Source organism: Sphingomonas sp. Leaf32 (genome assembly GCF_001421765.1).
In the GTDB taxonomy this organism is placed as follows: domain Bacteria; phylum Pseudomonadota; class Alphaproteobacteria; order Sphingomonadales; family Sphingomonadaceae; genus Sphingomonas.
Map to the genome: position 1 here is coordinate 114899 of NZ_LMLA01000014.1, position 17643 is coordinate 132541.

Sequence of the window (17643 nt, forward strand, 5' to 3'; positions counted from 1 at the left end):
GGCTGGCGGTGGAACCGGGGACGGAACGCCCGATACGCGTCACCCTCGATCAAGTCCGGGGTGACGTTGTGGCGAATGCTGTCTTCCCAACGCAAGACGGGCTGCCGGATCGCTCCGACAGCCCGCCCGCTCACAGCAACAGACCGATCAGAACGTAAGCGGCATCACCGTCTTCACGCCGGGCAGCGCGCGGACCTTGGCGACCAGTTCCGGCGTGACCGCTTCGTCGACCGACAGCAGCACCACCGCTTCGCCACCGGCATCGCGACGACCCAGGTGGAACGTACCGATGTTGACACCCGCCTCGCCCAGCGTCGTGCCGATACGACCGATAAAGCCCGGTGCGTCCTCGTTGACGACGTACAGCATGTGGCCGGCCAGATCGGCCTCGACCTTGATGCCGAACAGTTCGACTAGGCGCGGCTGGGCGTTGCCGAACAGGGTGCCGGCCACCGAACGCTCGCCCGCATCGGTCTTGAGCGATACGCGGACCAGCGTGTGGTAGTCGCCCTCGCGGTCGTTGCGGACCTCGCGCACTTCGATGCCGCGTTCCTTGGCGAGGAACGGCGCGTTGACCATGTTCACCGTGTCCGACTGGACGCGCAGGAACCCGGCCAGCACCGCGCCGACAATCGGCTTCTGGTTCAGCTCGGCGGCGGCGCCTTCGCTGTGGACCGACACGCGGGCGATCGCACCGGTGGTGAGCTGTCCGACCAGCGAACCGAGCTTTTCAGCGAGCGCCATGTACGGCTTGAGGCGCGGCGCTTCTTCCGCCGACAGCGACGGCATGTTGAGCGCGTTGGTGACGCCGCCCGACACAAGGAAATCGGCCATCTGCTCGGCGACCTGGATCGCGACATTGACCTGCGCTTCGCTGGTCGACGCGCCCAGATGCGGGGTGGACACGAAGTTCGGCGTACCGAACAGCGGCGATTCCTTTGCCGGCTCAGCCACGAACACGTCGAGCGCCGCACCCGCGACATGGCCCGAATCGAGCGCCGCCTTCAGCGCCGCCTCATCGATCAGCCCGCCGCGCGCGCAGTTGATGATGCGCACGCCCTTCTTGGTCTTCGCCAGATTTTCCGCCGACAGGATGTTGCGGGTCTGGTCGGTCAGCGGGGTGTGCAGCGTGATGAAGTCGGCACGCGCCAGCAGCTGGTCCAGCTCGACCTTCTCGACGCCGATTTCGATCGCGCGTTCGGGCGACAGGAACGGGTCGAAGGCGATGACCTTCATTTTCAGACCCTGCGCCCGGTCGGCGACGATCGACCCGATATTGCCGGCCCCGATCAGGCCCAGTGTCTTGGCGGTCAGCTCGACCCCCATGAACCGGTTCTTCTCCCACTTGCCCGCCTGGGTCGAGGCGTCGGCCTCGGGCAGCTGGCGGGCGAGCGCGAACATCAGCGCGATGGCATGTTCGGCGGTCGTGATCGAGTTGCCGAACGGGGTGTTCATCACGACGACACCGGCGGCCGACGCGGCGGGGATGTCGACGTTATCGACGCCGATGCCGGCGCGGCCGACAACCTTCAGGTTCTTCGCGGCGTCGAGGATCGCCTTCGTCACCTTGGTCGAGCTGCGGATCGCGAGGCCGTCATAGTCGCCGATGATCGCGATCAGCTCCTCGGGCGTCTTGCCGGTGATCTCGTCCACCTCGACCCCGCGTTCGCGGAAGATCTGGGCGGCTTTGGGGTCCATCTTGTCGGAAATCAGAACTTTGGGCATGTTTTGTTCCTTCTCCCTCTCCCCTTCAGGGGAGAGGGCCGGGGAGAGGGGAAGTCGGGGAGCGGGCGGAAAGGTGGCGTGACAGCCCCTCTCCCAACCCTCTCCCCTGAAGGAGAGAGGGTTCTTATGCCGTCTTCGCGGTGGCGTAGGCCCAGTCGAGCCACGGCCCGAGCGCCTCGATATCCGCCGTATCGACCGTCGCGCCGCACCAGATGCGCAGGCCCGCCGGGGCGTCACGATAGCCCGCGACGTCATAGGCAGCGCCTTCGGCTTCGAGCAGCGACGCCATCTTCTTGATGAGCGCCTCGTCGGCACCCTCGACGGTCAGACACACGCTAGTCTTCGATCGGGTTGCCGGATCGGCGGCAAGGTGGCCGAGCCAGTCGCGTGTCGAGACGATCGCGTCCAGCGCGGCGGCATTGGCATCGCTGCGCGCGATCAGCCCGCCCTGCCCCAACGACTTGCCCCATTCGAGACTGAAGATCGCATCCTCGACCGCCAGCATCGACGGGGTGTTGATCGTCTCGCCCTTGAATACGCCTTCGGCCAGCTTGCCCTTCGACACCAGGCGGAACACCTTGGGCAGCGGCCATGCGGGGGTATAGGTTTCGAGCCGTTCGACCGCGCGCGGGCCGAGGATCAGGACGCCGTGGCCACCCTCGCCGCCCAGCACCTTCTGCCAGCTGAAGGTCGCGACGTCGATCTTGGCCCAGTCGATGTCATAGGCGAACACGCCCGAGGTCGCATCAGCGAACGACAGGCCTTCGCGGTCGGCCGGGATGAAATCGGCGTTGGGAACGCGCACGCCGCTGGTCGTGCCGTTCCAGGTGAACAGGACGTCGTTGGTCCAGTCGATCGCGGTCAGGTCCGGCAGCTGGCCGTAATCGGCGCGCACGACGGTCGGATCGATCTTGAGCTGCTTGACTGCATCGGTCACCCAGCCCTCGCCGAAGCTTTCCCAGGCGAGCGCAGTGACGGGGCGGGCGCCCAGCATCGTCCACATCGCCATTTCGAACGCGCCGGTATCGGAACCGGGGACGATGCCGATGCGGTGGGTGTCGGGGAGCTTGAGCAGCTCGCGCATCAGGTCGATGCAATATTGCAGGCGCTGCTTGCCGATCTTCGAACGGTGCGACCGGCCGAGGCTGACGGGGTTGAGGCGGTCGGCAGACCAGCCCGGCGGCTTGGCGCAAGGCCCGGACGAGAAATACGGGCGAGCGGGAGTCGTAGCCGGCTTAGGCGGAAGATCAGTCATGTCAGTCTCTCCTCACAGAGAGCACGCGCTGCGTTGGGACAGCGTGGCCCGCCGCGGGCATTAGCGGCACGAACCGGGCGACACAAGCGCCATTACGGGAACATGGTATCGAAAGGATGAAACCGTCGCCGGAACCGACCCGCCATCGCTGCGTTGCGATTATCCTGAGTTAGGTACGGAACGTTCATGCAAACCCCCACTGTCCTGATCGTCGAAGACGAGATGCTGGTCGCGATCGACCTGGAGGCATCGCTGGAGGAGCATGGCTATCGTCCGGTCGGGATCGCCGCCGACATGCCGCGCGCACTGGAGCTGGCCTCGGTCCGTCCCGATGTCGCGCTGGTCGACTGTAATCTGCGCGACGGGCCGACGGGGCCGATGATCGGGCGGATGTTGGGGCAGACCTATGGCACCACCGTCATTTTTCTTACCGCCAATCCCGCGATGCTCGACGACGGCATCGTTGGCACGCTGGGCGTCGTGTCCAAGCCGTGCGGGTACGAATCGGTTGGGGAACTGGTCGATTTCGCGGTGCGTGCGCGCCATGGCGACCTGTCACAGCCGCCCATCGGCATCAAGCTGTTCGGCGCATCGTACGCCGTCGGAGTTTCGGCTTAACGCGCGGTTCAGCCAGCGGACGGCATCGCGGCGTTGACCCGCGTCCGCCCCCTGGCCGATAAGGACTTTCATGAAGCGCGCGCTGGGCGGCATCGTCGCCGCCATCCTCCTGTTGACCCAGCCCGCTGCCGCCCAGTCGATGCTGCGCGACGCCGAGACGGAAGCGCTGCTGACCGACATGTCGCGTCCGATCGCGGTTGCGGCCGGATTGGACCCGCGCAACTTCAACGTCGTGCTGCTGCAGGACAAGTCGATCAACGCCTTCGTCGCGGGCGGCCAGACGGTCTATATCCATAGCGGGCTGATCGACGCGGCCGACGACGCCAACGAAGTGCAGGGGGTCATCGCCCACGAGATCGGCCATATCGTTGGCGGGCATGTGCCGCTGGCCGGGCGCGGCATGGCCCCGGCGACAGGGATCACCGTGCTCAGCCTGCTGCTGGGCGTTGCCGCGATGGCGGCGGGCGCGGGCGAAGCCGGCGCAGGGATATTGGCGGCGGGTCAGCAGGCGGCGATGGGCAGCTATCTGGCGTTCAGCCGGACGCAGGAAAGCTCGGCCGACGCGGCAGGGGCACGGTTCCTGCGCGGCGCCAATATCTCCGGCCAAGGGATGCTGGACTTCTTCAAGAAGCTGCAGAACATGGAATATCGCCTCGCGATCCCGCAGGACAACGGCTATCAGCGCACCCACCCGCTGACCGGCGAGCGTATCGCGAACCTGACGCAGGACGTGCAGGCATCGCCCGCGTTCAAGACGGCGACCGATCCGGCGCTGGAAACCCGGTTCAAGCGGGTGCAGGCGAAGCTGCGCGGCTATGTCAGCGATCCCAAGGACACGCTGCGCCGCTATCCCGCCAGCGACCAGAGCATCTATGCCCATTATGCCCGGGCCTATGCCTATCACAAATCGGGATATCCGGAGCAGGCGGCGGCCGAGACGTTGGCGCTGGTGAAGGTCGCGCCAGATGATCCCTATTTCCTCGAACTCGAAGGGCAGATCCTGCTCGAGTCGGGCAAGCCGAAGGATGCGTTGACCGCGCTGCGCGAGGCAACCGACCGGACACGGTCGTCGCCGCTGATCGCCGCGACCTTTGGCCATGCCCTCATCGCCGCCGAGGACCCGGCGCTGCTGGACGAGGCGGAACGGGTGCTGAAACAGGCGATCGCCCGCGACAACCAGAACCCGTTCGCCTGGTATCAGCTGAGCATCCTGTACGAACGGCGCGGCGATCCGGCGCGGGTCGCGCTGGCGATGGCGGAATATGCGTCGCTGGCCGGCGATACCGGCATGGCATTGGCCAGCGCGCGGCGAGCGATGGCGCTGCTGCCGCAGGGGTCGCGGGATTGGATTCGGGCGCAGGATATTCAAATGACGTCGCAGACGGCGTTCGAGGAAGAACGCCGTCATCGCCGGCGTCGGGGGGAATGATGGGCAAGATCGGGAATGCGCTGATGCTGGCGGCCGCCGCATTGGCGGGCGCAGGGGGAGCGATTCTTGCCCAGCGCGGAACGGCAGATCGTGCCGCGACCGAGACGGTGGTGCGTGACTATATCCTCGCCAACCCTGAAATTCTTCCGCAAGCGATGCAACGGTTGCAGGCGAAGGAAGCGGGCAAGGCGGTGGCGGCGAACCGCAGCGCGATCGTCGAACCGTTCCCCGGTGCGATCGCAGGCAATCCGAAGGGCGATGTCAGCGTCGTCACCTATCTCGACTATGCCTGCGGCTTCTGTCGCGCCAGCCTGCCCGCAATCACCGGCCTGATCGCCGGCGACCCGAACGTCCGCATCGTCTATCGCGAGCTGCCGATCCTGTCGCCCGACAGCCGCAGCGCCGCGCAATGGGCGCTGGCCGCCGCGCTCCAGAACAAGTTCAAGCCGTTCCACGATGCGCTCTATGCCAGCGGTCGGGTGGATGCCGGCGCGATCCAGCAGGCGGCGACGACCGCCGGGCTGGACATCGCCGCCGCCCGCGCCGCGATCCAGTCGCCACAGGTCGTCGCCGAGATCGAGCGCAACCTGAAGACGGCGGGGACGCTAGGCTTTACTGGGACCCCGTCGTGGGTGGTCGGCGACCAAGTGCTGAGCGGGGCGCAGACCCTGCCCGCGTTGCAGACCGCGGTGGCGGAGGCACGGCGCGCCGGAAAACCGGGATAAGTCGAACACGGGGGAAGCAAGGCGATGGCAGGCGTAACACGGCGATCGACACTCGGCGGACTGGTCGCAAGCGGCATGATTCCGGGCATGGCGGGCGCGTTCGCATCGCCCCGGCGATCCAATCCGTCCCGTCGGCTGTTCATCGATTCGCTCAGCTTCCTGCCCAAGGACCTCGCCGATATCGGTCGTGCCGGACTGAACGCGATGATCGCGGACATTTCGGAGGTGGAGGAGGTCCGCGATGCGGCGGGGATTCCCCGCTACCTGCGCGGATTCCGCGCCAATGATGCCGCGATCGACAAGGCGGTGGCCCGGCTGAAGCAATCGCCCCACGCCTATGTCGCGCTGAAGGGTAGCGATATCGGCAAGCATCCGGGCTGCGCGACGTTCCTGCAATTCCAGTCGACCGAGATGATCGAGGACGATCCGGGGCGGATCGCGCGGTTTCATGCCAAGGGCCTGCGCGTCCTGCAATTCACCCATCACAACGACAACCGGTTTGCCGGCGGCGCACTGCAGCCGAAGCAGAGCGGCCTGACCCCGCTCGGCATCGCGGGGCTTGCCGAGATGAACCGGCTGCGCATCCTGCCCGATGTCAGCCACGGGTCGGACGCGACCATGCTGGAGGCGGCGCAGCGATCGACCACGCCGATCGCGCTCAGCCACGGCGCCGTGCGCGCGATCGTGAACCACCCGCGCTGTGCGCCCGACAGCGTCGTTCGCGCCATTGCCGAGCGCGGTGGCGTGATGGGCATCTTCATGATGAGCTTCTGGCTGACGCGCAAGGCGGTGCCGACCGTCGCGGATTATGTCGCGCAGATCCGGCACGTCGTCCGCGTCGGCGGGATCGATGCGGTCGGCGTCGCCAATGATTTCCCGATGGGCGGTCAGGAAAACCTGCTGAAGCTGAACAACGACAATGCGCGCGGCGTCGGCGAATATCTGGAATGGTGGCACGCGATGCGGTCGCAGGGCATTGCCGGGTTCGAGTGGACGCCCGAACATGTCGTCATCCCGGCGCTCAATCATATCCATCGGATGCAGCGTATCGCCGACGCATTGTCGGCCTCCGGCTTCCGTGCGCGCGAGGTGGATGCGATCATGGGCGGCAACTGGCGCCGTCTGTTGACGGATGTGTTGGGATAGCGACTTCCCCCGGTCATCGAAGCGTGGAACAAGCCGTTCCCATGGAAACCATTCTTTCGATCCGGGGCATCGCCAAGACGTACACGTCGGGCACCGTCGCGCTCCAGCCGACCGACCTCGACATCGCCAAGGGCGAAATCTTTGCGCTGCTGGGGCCGAACGGCGCAGGCAAGACGACGCTCATCAGCATCATCTGCGGCATCGTGACGCCAAGCGCGGGCACGGTCACCGCCGCCGGCTTCGACACGGTCAGCGATTATCGCGAGACGCGGACCCGGATCGGGCTGGTGCCGCAGGAACTGCTGACCGACGCATTCGAGACGGTGATGGCGACCGTCACCTTTTCGCGCCGGCTGTTCGGGCGGCATGGCGACCCGGTGTTCATCGAAAAGCTGCTGCGCGACCTGACCTTGTGGGACAAGCGTGATGCTAAGATGACCGAGCTGTCGGGCGGCATGAAGCGCCGGGTGATGATCGCCAAGGCGCTGTCCCACGAACCCGACATCCTGTTCCTCGACGAACCGACCGCCGGGGTCGATGTCGAGTTGCGCCGCGACATGTGGCGGCTGGTCCACGACCTGCGCGAACGTGGCGTCACGATCATCCTGACCACGCACTATATCGAGGAGGCCGAGGAGATGGCCGACCGGGTGGGGGTGATCGCCAAGGGCCGGCTGATCCTGGTCGAGGAAAAGGCCGCGCTGATGCGCAAGCTGGGCAAGAAGACGCTGACGCTGACCCTGTCCGAACCGATGGAGTCGGTGCCGGCGGCGCTGTCGCACTGGCCGCTGACGCTGGCCGACGAGGGCCATGCGCTGACCTTCGCCTTCGATGCGAAGGCCGAGGACAATGGCGTGCGGGCGCTGCTGCGCGCGGTCGACGAAGCCGGGATCGGGTGGAAGGACATCGCGACGAAACAGTCGAGCCTCGAGGACATCTTCGTTGGGCTGGTGCACGAAGAGGAGAGCCGGGCATGACGTTCAACTGGCATGGCGTGCTGGCCATCTATCGCTTCGAACTGGCGCGGTTCGGGCGGACGATCTGGACCTCGCTGATGACGCCGGTCATCACCACCTCGCTCTATTTCGTCGTCTTCGGCACCGCGATCGGCAGCCGGATGAACGAGGTGTCGGGCGTCCCCTATGGCGCGTTCATCGTGCCGGGCCTGATGATGCTGACGATGCTGACCGAGAGCATCTTCAACGCCAGCTTCGGCATCTTCATGCCCAAATGGTCGGGCACGATCTACGAACTGTTGTCGGCCCCCGTCTCCACGCTGGAGACGTTGGTCGGCTATGTCGGGGCGGCGGCGAGCAAGTCGTGTATCGTCGCGCTGGTCATCTTCGCCACCGCCCACCTGTTCGTCGACGTGCAGGTGGCGCATCCGTTCTGGGCATTGTGTTACCTGCTGCTGGTGGCGGTCACCTTCTGCCTTTTCGGTTTCATCCTCGGGCTATGGGCCAGGGGGTTCGAACAGTTGCAGGTCATCCCGCTGCTGGTGGTCACGCCGCTGACGTTCCTTGGCGGGGCGTTCTATTCGATCGACATGCTGCCGGGCGTGTGGCGGACGATCAGCCTGTTCAATCCGATCGTGTACCTCATCAGCGGGTTCCGCTGGACCTTCTTCGGCGTGGGTGACGTGTCGGTCGGGGCGAGCCTGGGCGCGACCTTCGGCTTTCTGTGCATCTGCGTCGCGGTCATCACCGTGATCTTCCGCACCGGATGGCGGCTCAAGAAATAAGGGACGAGCGATGGATCTGGGAATTGCCGGTCGCAGGGCGATCGTATGCGCGTCGAGCGCCGGCCTTGGCCGCGCCTGCGCGCTGGAACTGGCGCGGGCCGGGGTCGATGTCGTCGTCAACGGGCGCGATGCGGGCAAGCTGGCGGAGACGGCGGCGACGATCCGCGCCGAAACCGGCGTGACCGTGACCGAAGTCATCGGCGACCTGTCGACCGACGCGGGCCGCGCCGCGCTGCTCGCCGCCTGTCCGGACCCCGACATTCTGGTCAACAACAATGGCGGGCCGCCGGTGAAGCCCTATACCGAGCTGGAGGCCGACGGCATCCGCGCCGGGGTGGAGGCGAATTTCGTCACCCCTGCCCTGCTGATTCAGGCGGTGCTGCCCGGCATGGTGGCGCGCGGTTTCGGCCGGGTGGTCAACATCACCTCCGGGTCGGTCAAGATGCCGCTGCCCGGACTCGACCTGTCGAGCGGCGCGCGTGCCGGGCTGACCGGCTTCGTCGCGGGGATCGCGCGGCAGGTGGCGGGATCGAACGTCACGATCAACGGCCTGCTGCCCGGATCGTTCGACACCGCGCGCATTGCGGCGATGAGCGCGGCGGCGGCGGCGAAGAACGGCACCACCCCGGCCGAGGAAAAGGCGAAGCGGGCGGAATCGATTCCTGCCAAGCGGATCGGCGATCCGGCCGAGTTCGGCGCGGCCTGTGCGTTCCTGTGTTCGGACAAGGCCGGGTTCATCACCGGGCAAAGCCTGTTGATCGATGGCGGGGCGTTTCCGGGGATCCTGTAAGGGTCGCGTGGGGCTGAGCAGCAGAAGAGTTTTCACGCGAAGGCGCGGAGGCGCAGAGAGGTTGCACGCATGGCGACCGATTGCCTTCGGCAGACGACGTCCTTCGCTGCGACGGGGACCGAGGGCCGCTGTCGCGGCTGGCTTGGCTGTAAAATGCAACTCCTCTGCGTCTCCGCGTCTCTGCGCGAAATCTACCTTCTTCTTTCGCGCCTTCGCGCCTTCGCGTGAAAATCAGAAAATCCCGAGAAACTTCTTCCGTTGCTCCTTGCGTTCGCCCCGGTTCGAGCGCCCATCCTCTGCCTTGGCCGTCGTGCCGCGCCCGACATCGTCGCGCGCTTCGCCGCTTTTAGTCCGCTGCGCTCGTGCGGTCGCGCCCGACAGGACCGGACCACAGGCCGCGCCCTTCGCGTCGCCCGGATCGACGAACGCCAGCACCCCGGCCAGCGGCGTCGCAACGATCGCCAGCCCCAACCCTGCCCCGGCGCGGCCCAACAGTTCGGGACTGACCACCGAATAGCGCGGGCTGGCGAAATAGCCGCCGATGCCGACCGGCGACTGGCCGGCCAACAGTGAGAAGCGCTTCGAATCCGCCCGCACCGCCAAGTCGATCGATTCGTTGCGGAAGCTGAAGCCGCCACGCCCGACCATCACGTTCTTCTGCGTATCGATCAGGATCGGATCGGCCGCCGCCACCCCGCCGCGCACCGTGAAGCCGATCAGGCCGCAATTGATCCGCACCGGTTCCTTTAGCTTCCCCTCGAACATCTTCTGGGCAAAGGTGCCGAGATCGAGTTCGGACAGCTGGATATTGCGCGTCCAGAAGCTGCCGGCGGGCAGGATGATCGCGATACGCCCGTTCGAGGCGGCAAGGGAGTCGCGCACCGTATCGCCGGTGCCGGTCAGCTTGATCCGCGCCTTGACCGTGCCGGTGGTGCCCGCTTCCTCGACGCCCCATCCCGCCAGCAACCGCGCCATCGGCGTGGGCGACAGGCGGATGTCGTACTCGGTGACGGCGGGGCGGCGGCGGGCGTCGATCACGATGTCCGACGCGACATTGCCGCGCGCCATGGCAAAGGTCAGCGGCGACAGCTTCAGCAGCCGGTCGTTCAGGTCCAGCGTCAGGTCGACGTTCGACACCGGCAGGCTGCGTGCGCGGACGGTGCCGACCTTGTAGCGGACCTTCGCGTCGAAATTGCGCAGCGCCTCCACGTTCAGCTTCGCATCGGGCAACAGCCGCGGCGCGCCGCCCTGCCGCTCGATCACGCCCGCCGCGCCCTGCGCCTCGACCCGTTCGAGGTCATAGCCGACGAACGCCGACATATCGACGATGTCGAGCGTGCGCGACGTCAGGTCGGCGGTCAGCAGCAGGCGCGGTTCGCGCTGGGTAACGGTCAGATTGCCGGCGAGATCGCTGTCGCCGAACACCCCCTTCAGCCGGGTGAATTTCCAGTCCGCCCCGTCCTTGGTCATGCGCCCGGTCAGGCGATAGCTGCGGGTGTTGGGGGTCAGGATGCCGAGCGTCGCGAAGACGTCGGACAGATTCGCCCCGCGCAACCGGACGGCGAGGTTCGATCCGTCCAACTGGGTCGGACCCGGCAGCGTGCCGGCGAGGATCGCGACGGAGCGGGCGACCTCGATCCGGGCGGTCAGCTGGTTCTGGCCACCGCGGATCGTGGCGTTGGGCGATTGCAGCTGTCCGGTGAGCCGGAACGGGCGACCACGCACCGTCCCCTTGCCCGTCGCGCGGATCGCGCTCTCGAACTGCGCACCGGCGGTGGTCGTCGTGTCGAGATCGAACGTCCCGTCGAGCAGGAACTGCGGATCGCGGTAGCGGATGCGCGTGTCGCGAAAGATGCCGCTCCGCACGATCGGCAGCTCCAGCTTCTTGCCCGGCTTGTTCGGATCACCGAACGTCCAGGTGTTGCGCTTGCGTGGCCCATCCCAGTGCAGGTCGGCCCGCGCCCCGTCCAGCTCCAGCCAGTTCACCCGCCGCCGCCCGAACAGGAAGGTGAGCGTCGCGGTCGAACTGTCGAGCTTCTTCGCTTCGAACACATTGCCGCCGCCGGCCCAGTCGGGGTTCGACACCGACAGCCCTTCGGCAAGGAATTTCAGGTCGATGGGATTGAAATAGAATTGGAAGTCACCGGCGACGCGCACCGTCCTGCCGGTGCCCGACGACGCGATGCGTTCGAACGTGCCTTTCAGGAAGCGGCCCCTGGTGACGAACAGGACCAGCCACAGGATGGCGATCGTTGCAAAGACGCCGCCAACGATGCGGAGCGCGATCCGCCGCCAGTCGCGGCGGCGGGGATCGGCAGTGCCGATCGTCGGGGGAACATCGGCCATCGCCCCCCAACCATTCGCAGGCGAAACGAGTTCCGGCGGTTGCGTTTTGCGCGACGGCGGGTTAGGGGCGCGCTCTTTCCACGACCTTTCGGGATTCGCCCGGCCATCTGGGGCTGCCGCGGCAATCCGCACGTCGTGATTTACGAGGAGACCAAAATGCCCAAGCTCAAGACCAAGAGCGGCGTGAAGAAGCGCTTCAAGCTGACCGCCACCGGCAAGATCAAGCACGGTGTCGCCGGCAAGCGCCACCGCCTGATTTCGCACAACGCGAAGTACATCCGCCAGAACCGCGGGACTTCGGTCCTCGCCGACGCCGACACCGCCCGTGTCAAGGCGTGGGCGCCCTACGGTCTGCGTTAAGGAGTACTGAGCAATGGCACGTATCAAGCGCGGCACGACCACGAAGGCGAAGCACAAGCGTATCTTGGATCAGGCGAAGGGCTATTATGGCCGTCGCAAGAACACGATCCGCATCGCTCGCCAGGCCGTCGAAAAGGCCGGTCAGTACGCCTATCGCGACCGTAAGGTGAAGAAGCGGACCTTCCGTGGTCTGTGGATCCAGCGCATCAACGCCGGTGTCCGCGCGGAAGGCATCACCTATTCGCAGTTCATGCACGGCTGCAAGCTGGCCGGCATCGAACTCGACCGGAAGGTCCTGGCCGACATCGCGATGCACGAGGAAGCCGCCTTCAAGGCGATCGTCGCGCAGGCGAAGGCTGCCCTGCCGGAACAGGCCGCCGCGTAAGCGCACGGTTGCTGTTTTAGGGTAGAAGAAACGCCGGTGGGGTGACCCGCCGGCGTTTTTTTGTTGTTCGGCGGTGTGCGGCCATCCTTTTCGTCATTCCCGCGCAGGCGGGAATCCATAGACGCTACCGTCCCGGCTCTACTATCAACCTCAGCGTGTATGGGTTCCCACCTGCGCGGGAACGACGATGGGGGGTTGGCGAATGCGCATCTTCGAACCCTGCGTCTATATCGTCGCCAGCCGGCGCAACGGCACGATCTATACCGGCGTCACCAGCAACCTGATCCAGCGTATCCACCAGCACCGCACCGGCACCTTCCCCGGCTTCACCGCGGACCATGATTGCCACCGTCTCGTCTGGTTCGAACGCCACGAAACGATGGAAACGGCGATCCAACGCGAGAAGCGGATCAAGAAGTGGAACCGCGACTGGAAACAGAATCTGATCGAAACGTCCAACCCCCACTGGTCCGACCTCGCCACGGGGCTAGGCTTCTCCACCGTTCCGCAATAAAGCCGGTCGCCTATCCCGACCACCGGAGCGACCGTGACCCCCGATCTCGACCAATTGCGTGCCGACCTGCTCGCCGCCATCGATGCCTCTGCCGGCGTCGACGCGCTGGAGGCGGTGCGTGTTCATGCGCTGGGCAAGCAGGGGGCGGTGACCGGCCTGCTGAAGACGCTGGGCAGCCTGTCGCCCGAGGAACGCCAGACCGTCGCGCCCGGCATCCACGCCTTGCGCGAGGCGGTGACTGGCGCGATCGGCGCGCGCAAGGCCGATCTGGAGGCGCGCGCGCTGGCGGCGAAGCTGGCGAGCGAGCGGGTCGACCTGACGCTGCCCGCCGACCGCATCGCGCCAGGCGGGGTGCATCCTGTGTCGCAGGTCATGGACGAACTGGCCGAAATCTTCGCCGATCTGGGCTTTGCCGTCGCGACGGGGCCGGAGATCGAAGACGACTGGCATAATTTCACCGCGCTCAACATTCCGGAAACGCATCCGGCGCGGGCGATGCATGATACGTTCTACGCGCAGCGCCGAAGCCCGAAGGGCGAGACCAGCGCAAGCGCGGCCGGCGGCGCCGAAGCGCCGTCCGACGACGGTGGCTCCGCCACCGGCGCGCCCGAACGCTACGTCCTGCGCACCCATACGAGTCCAGTGCAAATCCGCACGATGATGACCCACCAGCCCCCGATCCGCATCATCGCGCCGGGCCGGGTCTATCGCAGCGACAGCGACGCGACCCACACACCGATGTTCCACCAGATCGAGGGGCTGGTGATCGACCGCGGTATCCATATGGGGCATCTCAAATGGACGCTGGAAACCTTCCTGAAGGCGTATTTCGAGCGCGACGACATCGTCCTGCGCCTGCGCCCCAGCTATTTCCCGTTCACCGAACCATCGGCCGAGGTCGATGTCGGCTATACCATCGAAAAGGGCCGGCGCGTGGTCGGCGGCGATCCGGGCAAGGGCAATGGCGGCTGGATGGAGGTGCTGGGCAGCGGCATGGTCCACCCGAAGGTGATCGCCGCCTGCGGCCTCGACCCCGATGAATGGCAGGGGTTCGCGTTCGGTACCGGCGTCGACCGGCTGGCGATGCTGAAATACGGCATGGACGACCTGCGCCCGTTCTTCGACGGCGATCTGCGCTGGTTGAAACATTATGGCTTTGCGGCGCTGGACGTCCCCACGCTGTCGGGGGGAGTAGGCGCATGAAGTTCACGCTGGGCTGGCTGCACGAGCATCTCGACACCGATGCGTCGCTGGACGTGATCCTCGGCGCGCTGAACGCGATCGGGCTGGAGGTCGAGGGCGTCGAGAATCCGGGCGAGAAGCTCTCGGCGTTCCGCATTGCCCGCGTCCTGAGTGCCGCGCCGCATCCGCAGGCGGACAAGCTGCAGGTGCTGTCGGTCGATGCCGGCGACGGCCCGTTGCAGGTCGTATGCGGCGCGCCCAATGCCCGCGCCGGGTTGGTCGGCGTGTTCGGGATGCCGGGCGCGACGGTGCCGGCGAACGGCATGGTGCTGAAGGTCGCGGCGATCCGCGGCGTCGAATCGAACGGCATGATGTGTTCGACCCGTGAACTGGAGCTGGGCGAGGATCATGACGGGATCATCGAACTGCCCGCCGACGCGCCGGTCGGCACTCCCTTTCCCGCCTGGGCCGGACTGGACGATCCGGTCATCGACATCAGCGTCACGCCGAACCGGCAGGACTGCATGGGCGTGCGCGGCATTGCGCGCGATCTGGCGGCGGCGGGCTATGGCAGCCTGAAGCCGCTGGCGGTGCCGGTCATCGCTGGCGAAGGCGGTGGCCCCGACGTGCGGGTCGAGGATGCGGCGGGTTGCCCGGCTTTCTATGCACAGACGGTGCGTGGCCTGACCAACGGCGAGTCGCCCGAGTGGATGCGCCGGCGCCTGACCGCGATCGGGCAGAAGCCGATTTCGACGCTGGTCGACATCACCAATTACGTGATGTTCGATCTGGGGCGGCCGCTGCACGTCTATGACATGGCGAAGCTGGACGGCGGTCTGGTCGCGCGGCAGGCGAAGCGGGACGAGAGTGTCGTGGCGCTCAACGGCAAGTCTTATACGCTGAGCAGTGGCGAGACGGTGATCGCCGACGCCAGCGCGGTGCACGATATCGGCGGGATCATGGGCGGCGAGCATTCGGGCGTGTCGGAGACGACCACCGACGTGCTGATCGAATGCGCGTACTTCACCCCCGAAGCGATCGCGCGGACCGGGCAGAAGCTGGCACTGACCAGCGATGCACGCACCCGGTTCGAACGCGGGGTCGATCCGGCGTTCCTCGATGCCGGGCTGGCCATTGCGACCGATTATGTCGTGCGGCTGTGCGGCGGACAGGCGAGCGGCGTGACCAGGGCGGGTTCGCCGCCGACGCAAGCGCGCGTCATCACTCATCAGCCGGGCCGTGTCGCGACGCTGGGCGGGCTGGACGTGGCCGAGGACCGGCAGCGCGACATCCTCGAACGGCTGGGCTTCAGCGTCGGCGATGGCTGGCAGGTGACCGTCCCGTCGTGGCGGCGCGATGTCGACGGGACCGCCGATCTGGTCGAGGAAGTGATCCGGATCGAGGGGCTGGACAAGGTGCCGTCGACCCCGCTCGATCGGCCGGCCGGGGTCGCGACGCCGACCGCGACGGCGGAGCAGAAGCTGGAACGGCGGATGCGCCGCGCCGCCGCCGCGCGGGGCCTTGCCGAAGCGATCACCTGGAGCTTCATCGCCGACGACGAAGCCGCCCCGTTCGGCGGCGGCGCGTGGGAGGTGGTCAACCCGATCGCCAGCGACATGCGCGTGATGCGCCCGTCGCTGCTGCCCGGCCTGCTGAGCGCCGCCGCGCGCAATGCGAAGCGTGGGGCAAGCAGCGTCCGACTGTTCGAGATCGGCCGCCGCTATCTGGCCGAGGGCGAGCGCGCGACCTTGGGCATCGTGCTGGCCGGCGAGCGGACGGCGCGGGGCTGGCGCAGCGGCAAGGCGCAGGGCTTCGACGCGTTCGATGCCAAGGCCGAGGTGCTGGCGCTGCTGGAAGCCGCAGGGGCGCCGGTCGTCAATCTGCAGGTGATGGACGGTGCGGGCGACGTGTTCCATCCGGGGCAGTCGGCGACGCTGCGGCTGGGGCCGAAGACAATTGTGGCGAGCTTCGGCGTGCTGCACCCGACCACGGCGAAGGCATTCGACCTGGGCGCGGGCGCGGTGGCGGCGGAAATCTACCTCGACGCCCTGCCGGCCAAGCGGGGAAGCGGCTTCATGCGCGCGGCCTATGCGCCGCCCGCATTGCAGGCGGTCACGCGCGACTTCGCGTTCCTGGTGGCGACCGATGTCGCCGGCGACCAGTTGGTCCGCGCGGTACGCGGCGCGGACAAGGCGGCGATCGTCGACGCGCGGCTGTTCGACGTCTTTGCCGGACAGGGGGTCGAGCCGGGGCACAAGAGCCTCGCCATCGAGGTCACGTTGCAGCCGGGGGCGAAGAGCTTCACCGATGTCGAGCTGAAGGCGATTTCGGACAAGATCGTCGCATCGGCCAAGAAGATCGGCGCGAGCCTGCGGATATGAGCGCGGTACTGACCAACGGCGTGCTGACGGCGACGATCGATCCGCTGGGTGCAGAGCTGCATTCGCTGAAGGATGCGGCCGGGCGCGAGTTGATGACCGATGCCGATCCGGCGTTCTGGACCGGCCATGCGCCGATCCTGTTCCCGATCATCGGCGCGTTGCAGGACGATACGTACCGGGTCGATGGTGCGGCCTTCCATATGGCGAAGCACGGCTTTGCCCGGCGACGCACGTTCGCGAAGGTTGCGCAGGACGATGTTTCGGTGCGGTATGCGCTGAACGACGATGCCGAGACGCGGGCGGTGTATCCGTTCGGCTTCGTGCTGCACGTGGATTATCGGCTGGACGGCGCAACGCTGCATATCGCGGTGAGCGTGACCAATCGCGGCGATAGCGACCTCCCCGCGAGCATCGGTTTCCATCCGGCGTTCGCTTGGCCGCTGCCCTATGGGCGCGACCGGGCGGCGCACCGGATGGTGTTTTCCGACACTGAAGCGGGCACGGTCGCCGCGATCGCCGCCAACGGGACGATCGCGGCCGAGCGGCGGCCTAGCCCGCTTGATGGCAAGGTTCTGACCTTGACCGACGCGCTGTTTGCCGACGATGCGTTGGTGTTCGATCCGGTGCACAGCGACCGCGTGACCTATGGCGCGCCGGACGGACCGCAGCTGCGCGTCGACTTTCCGGGGATGCCGAAGCTGGGCGTGTGGACGAAGTCGGGGTCCGCGTTCGTATGCGTCGAGCCGTGGGACGGGATCGCCGATCCGGAAGGCTTTGCCGGCGACATCTTCGACAAGCCAGGGATTCACCGGGTCGCGCCGGGAGCGACGCACCGGGCGGCGATGTCGGTCACGCTGGTGGATTGAGTTTCACACGAAGGCGCGAAGTTCGCGAAGAAGAGGGTAGATTTCGCGCAGAGACGCGGAGGCGAAGAAGGGTTGCGGCGTTGGCAACCGGGCGCGTTCGGCAGACGGCTGCTATCGCGGCAATGCGCGACCGTCGCCGTCGCGGTGGAGCATCACCCCGCACGCACTCTCTCTGCGCCT

The 17643-nt window shown here is 66.7% G+C and carries 16 protein-coding genes; 13 read left to right on the top strand and 3 right to left on the bottom strand.

Annotated features, from left to right (window positions below; translation table 11 throughout):
• Positions 1-147: 147 nt before the first annotated feature.
• Together serA and ASE83_RS17835 are read right to left on the bottom strand one after the other, a co-directional pair.
• Positions 148-1725 carry a phosphoglycerate dehydrogenase gene (gene serA, locus ASE83_RS17830; protein ID WP_055784864.1) on the bottom strand — a complete coding sequence of 526 codons (1578 nt, stop codon included), beginning with the start codon at positions 1723-1725 and terminating at the stop codon, positions 148-150.
• Between the two features lie 124 nt (positions 1726-1849).
• A complete protein-coding gene (locus ASE83_RS17835; RefSeq protein WP_055784867.1) occupies positions 1850-2980 on the bottom strand; it encodes a phosphoserine transaminase in 1131 nt (376 codons plus the stop codon).
• A 186-nt stretch (positions 2981-3166) separates the two neighbouring features.
• Between ASE83_RS17835 and ASE83_RS17840 the strand changes: the two genes are divergently transcribed.
• From ASE83_RS17840 to ASE83_RS17870, 7 genes are all read left to right on the top strand, one after another.
• Positions 3167-3598 (top strand): response regulator, encoded by a 432-nt coding sequence (locus tag ASE83_RS17840; protein ID WP_055784870.1) that lies wholly within the window; start codon positions 3167-3169, stop codon positions 3596-3598.
• A 70-nt stretch (positions 3599-3668) separates the two neighbouring features.
• On the top strand, positions 3669-5027 hold the full coding sequence (locus ASE83_RS17845; protein ID WP_055784873.1) for a M48 family metalloprotease: 1359 nt from the start codon (positions 3669-3671) through the stop codon (positions 5025-5027).
• The gene (locus ASE83_RS17850; RefSeq protein WP_235513080.1) at positions 5027-5752 is read left to right on the top strand and encodes a DsbA family protein; all 726 of its coding nucleotides are present in this window, start codon (positions 5027-5029) and stop codon (positions 5750-5752) included. Before ASE83_RS17845 ends, ASE83_RS17850 begins: the two co-directional genes overlap by 1 nt.
• Positions 5753-5776: 24 nt before the next feature.
• The gene (locus ASE83_RS17855; RefSeq protein ID WP_082443123.1) at positions 5777-6898 is read left to right on the top strand and encodes a membrane dipeptidase; all 1122 of its coding nucleotides are present in this window, start codon (positions 5777-5779) and stop codon (positions 6896-6898) included.
• 41 nt (positions 6899-6939) lie between these two features.
• The gene (locus ASE83_RS17860) at positions 6940-7875 is read left to right on the top strand and encodes an ABC transporter ATP-binding protein (RefSeq protein ID WP_055784881.1); all 936 of its coding nucleotides are present in this window, start codon (positions 6940-6942) and stop codon (positions 7873-7875) included.
• Complete coding sequence (locus ASE83_RS17865; protein ID WP_055784884.1) at positions 7872-8639, top strand: ABC transporter permease; 768 nt, start codon at positions 7872-7874, stop codon at positions 8637-8639. Before ASE83_RS17860 ends, ASE83_RS17865 begins: the two co-directional genes overlap by 4 nt.
• A 10-nt stretch (positions 8640-8649) precedes the next feature.
• Complete coding sequence (locus ASE83_RS17870) at positions 8650-9429, top strand: SDR family oxidoreductase (protein WP_055784887.1); 780 nt, start codon at positions 8650-8652, stop codon at positions 9427-9429.
• 231 nt (positions 9430-9660) lie between these two features.
• Here ASE83_RS17870 and ASE83_RS17875 read toward each other — a convergent pair whose 3' ends face one another.
• The gene (locus ASE83_RS17875; protein WP_055784890.1) at positions 9661-11775 is read right to left on the bottom strand and encodes an AsmA family protein; all 2115 of its coding nucleotides are present in this window, start codon (positions 11773-11775) and stop codon (positions 9661-9663) included.
• 156 nt (positions 11776-11931) lie between these two features.
• Between ASE83_RS17875 and rpmI the strand changes: the two genes are divergently transcribed.
• The 6 genes from rpmI to ASE83_RS17905 all read left to right on the top strand — a co-directional run bounded on the left by rpmI (position 11932) and on the right by ASE83_RS17905 (position 17463).
• The gene (gene rpmI / locus ASE83_RS17880; protein WP_055757212.1) at positions 11932-12135 is read left to right on the top strand and encodes a 50S ribosomal protein L35; all 204 of its coding nucleotides are present in this window, start codon (positions 11932-11934) and stop codon (positions 12133-12135) included.
• Between the two features lie 13 nt (positions 12136-12148).
• Complete coding sequence (gene rplT, locus ASE83_RS17885) at positions 12149-12520, top strand: 50S ribosomal protein L20 (protein WP_055757215.1); 372 nt, start codon at positions 12149-12151, stop codon at positions 12518-12520.
• A gap of 202 nt (positions 12521-12722) precedes the next feature.
• On the top strand, positions 12723-13034 hold the full coding sequence (locus ASE83_RS17890; protein ID WP_055784893.1) for a GIY-YIG nuclease family protein: 312 nt from the start codon (positions 12723-12725) through the stop codon (positions 13032-13034).
• A 33-nt stretch (positions 13035-13067) separates the two neighbouring features.
• The gene (gene pheS, locus ASE83_RS17895) at positions 13068-14237 is read left to right on the top strand and encodes a phenylalanine--tRNA ligase subunit alpha (RefSeq protein WP_055784896.1); all 1170 of its coding nucleotides are present in this window, start codon (positions 13068-13070) and stop codon (positions 14235-14237) included.
• Positions 14234-16597 (top strand): phenylalanine--tRNA ligase subunit beta, encoded by a 2364-nt coding sequence (gene pheT / locus ASE83_RS17900; RefSeq protein ID WP_055784899.1) that lies wholly within the window; start codon positions 14234-14236, stop codon positions 16595-16597. Before pheS ends, pheT begins: the two co-directional genes overlap by 4 nt.
• Positions 16594-17463, top strand: a complete 870-nt coding sequence (locus tag ASE83_RS17905; RefSeq protein WP_055784902.1) for an aldose 1-epimerase family protein — start codon at positions 16594-16596, stop codon at positions 17461-17463. Before pheT ends, ASE83_RS17905 begins: the two co-directional genes overlap by 4 nt.
• Positions 17464-17643 lie beyond the last annotated feature (180 nt).

What these genes read in the sequence shown, in the direction of transcription:
- serA (WP_055784864.1), bottom strand. Translation starts at nt 1,725, where the DNA reads ATGCCCAAAGTTCTGATTTCCGACAAGATGGACCCCAAAGCCGCCCAG.
- ASE83_RS17835 (WP_055784867.1), bottom strand. Translation starts at nt 2,980, where the DNA reads ATGACTGATCTTCCGCCTAAGCCGGCTACGACTCCCGCTCGCCCGTAT.
- ASE83_RS17840 (WP_055784870.1), top strand. Translation starts at nt 3,167, where the DNA reads ATGCAAACCCCCACTGTCCTGATCGTCGAAGACGAGATGCTGGTCGCG.
- ASE83_RS17845 (WP_055784873.1), top strand. Translation starts at nt 3,669, where the DNA reads ATGAAGCGCGCGCTGGGCGGCATCGTCGCCGCCATCCTCCTGTTGACC.
- ASE83_RS17850 (WP_235513080.1), top strand. Translation starts at nt 5,027, where the DNA reads ATGGGCAAGATCGGGAATGCGCTGATGCTGGCGGCCGCCGCATTGGCG.
- ASE83_RS17855 (WP_082443123.1), top strand. Translation starts at nt 5,777, where the DNA reads ATGGCAGGCGTAACACGGCGATCGACACTCGGCGGACTGGTCGCAAGC.
- ASE83_RS17860 (WP_055784881.1), top strand. Translation starts at nt 6,940, where the DNA reads ATGGAAACCATTCTTTCGATCCGGGGCATCGCCAAGACGTACACGTCG.
- ASE83_RS17865 (WP_055784884.1), top strand. Translation starts at nt 7,872, where the DNA reads ATGACGTTCAACTGGCATGGCGTGCTGGCCATCTATCGCTTCGAACTG.
- ASE83_RS17870 (WP_055784887.1), top strand. Translation starts at nt 8,650, where the DNA reads ATGGATCTGGGAATTGCCGGTCGCAGGGCGATCGTATGCGCGTCGAGC.
- ASE83_RS17875 (WP_055784890.1), bottom strand. Translation starts at nt 11,775, where the DNA reads ATGGCCGATGTTCCCCCGACGATCGGCACTGCCGATCCCCGCCGCCGC.
- rpmI (WP_055757212.1), top strand. Translation starts at nt 11,932, where the DNA reads ATGCCCAAGCTCAAGACCAAGAGCGGCGTGAAGAAGCGCTTCAAGCTG.
- rplT (WP_055757215.1), top strand. Translation starts at nt 12,149, where the DNA reads ATGGCACGTATCAAGCGCGGCACGACCACGAAGGCGAAGCACAAGCGT.
- ASE83_RS17890 (WP_055784893.1), top strand. Translation starts at nt 12,723, where the DNA reads ATGCGCATCTTCGAACCCTGCGTCTATATCGTCGCCAGCCGGCGCAAC.
- pheT (WP_055784899.1), top strand. Translation starts at nt 14,234, where the DNA reads ATGAAGTTCACGCTGGGCTGGCTGCACGAGCATCTCGACACCGATGCG.
- ASE83_RS17905 (WP_055784902.1), top strand. Translation starts at nt 16,594, where the DNA reads ATGAGCGCGGTACTGACCAACGGCGTGCTGACGGCGACGATCGATCCG.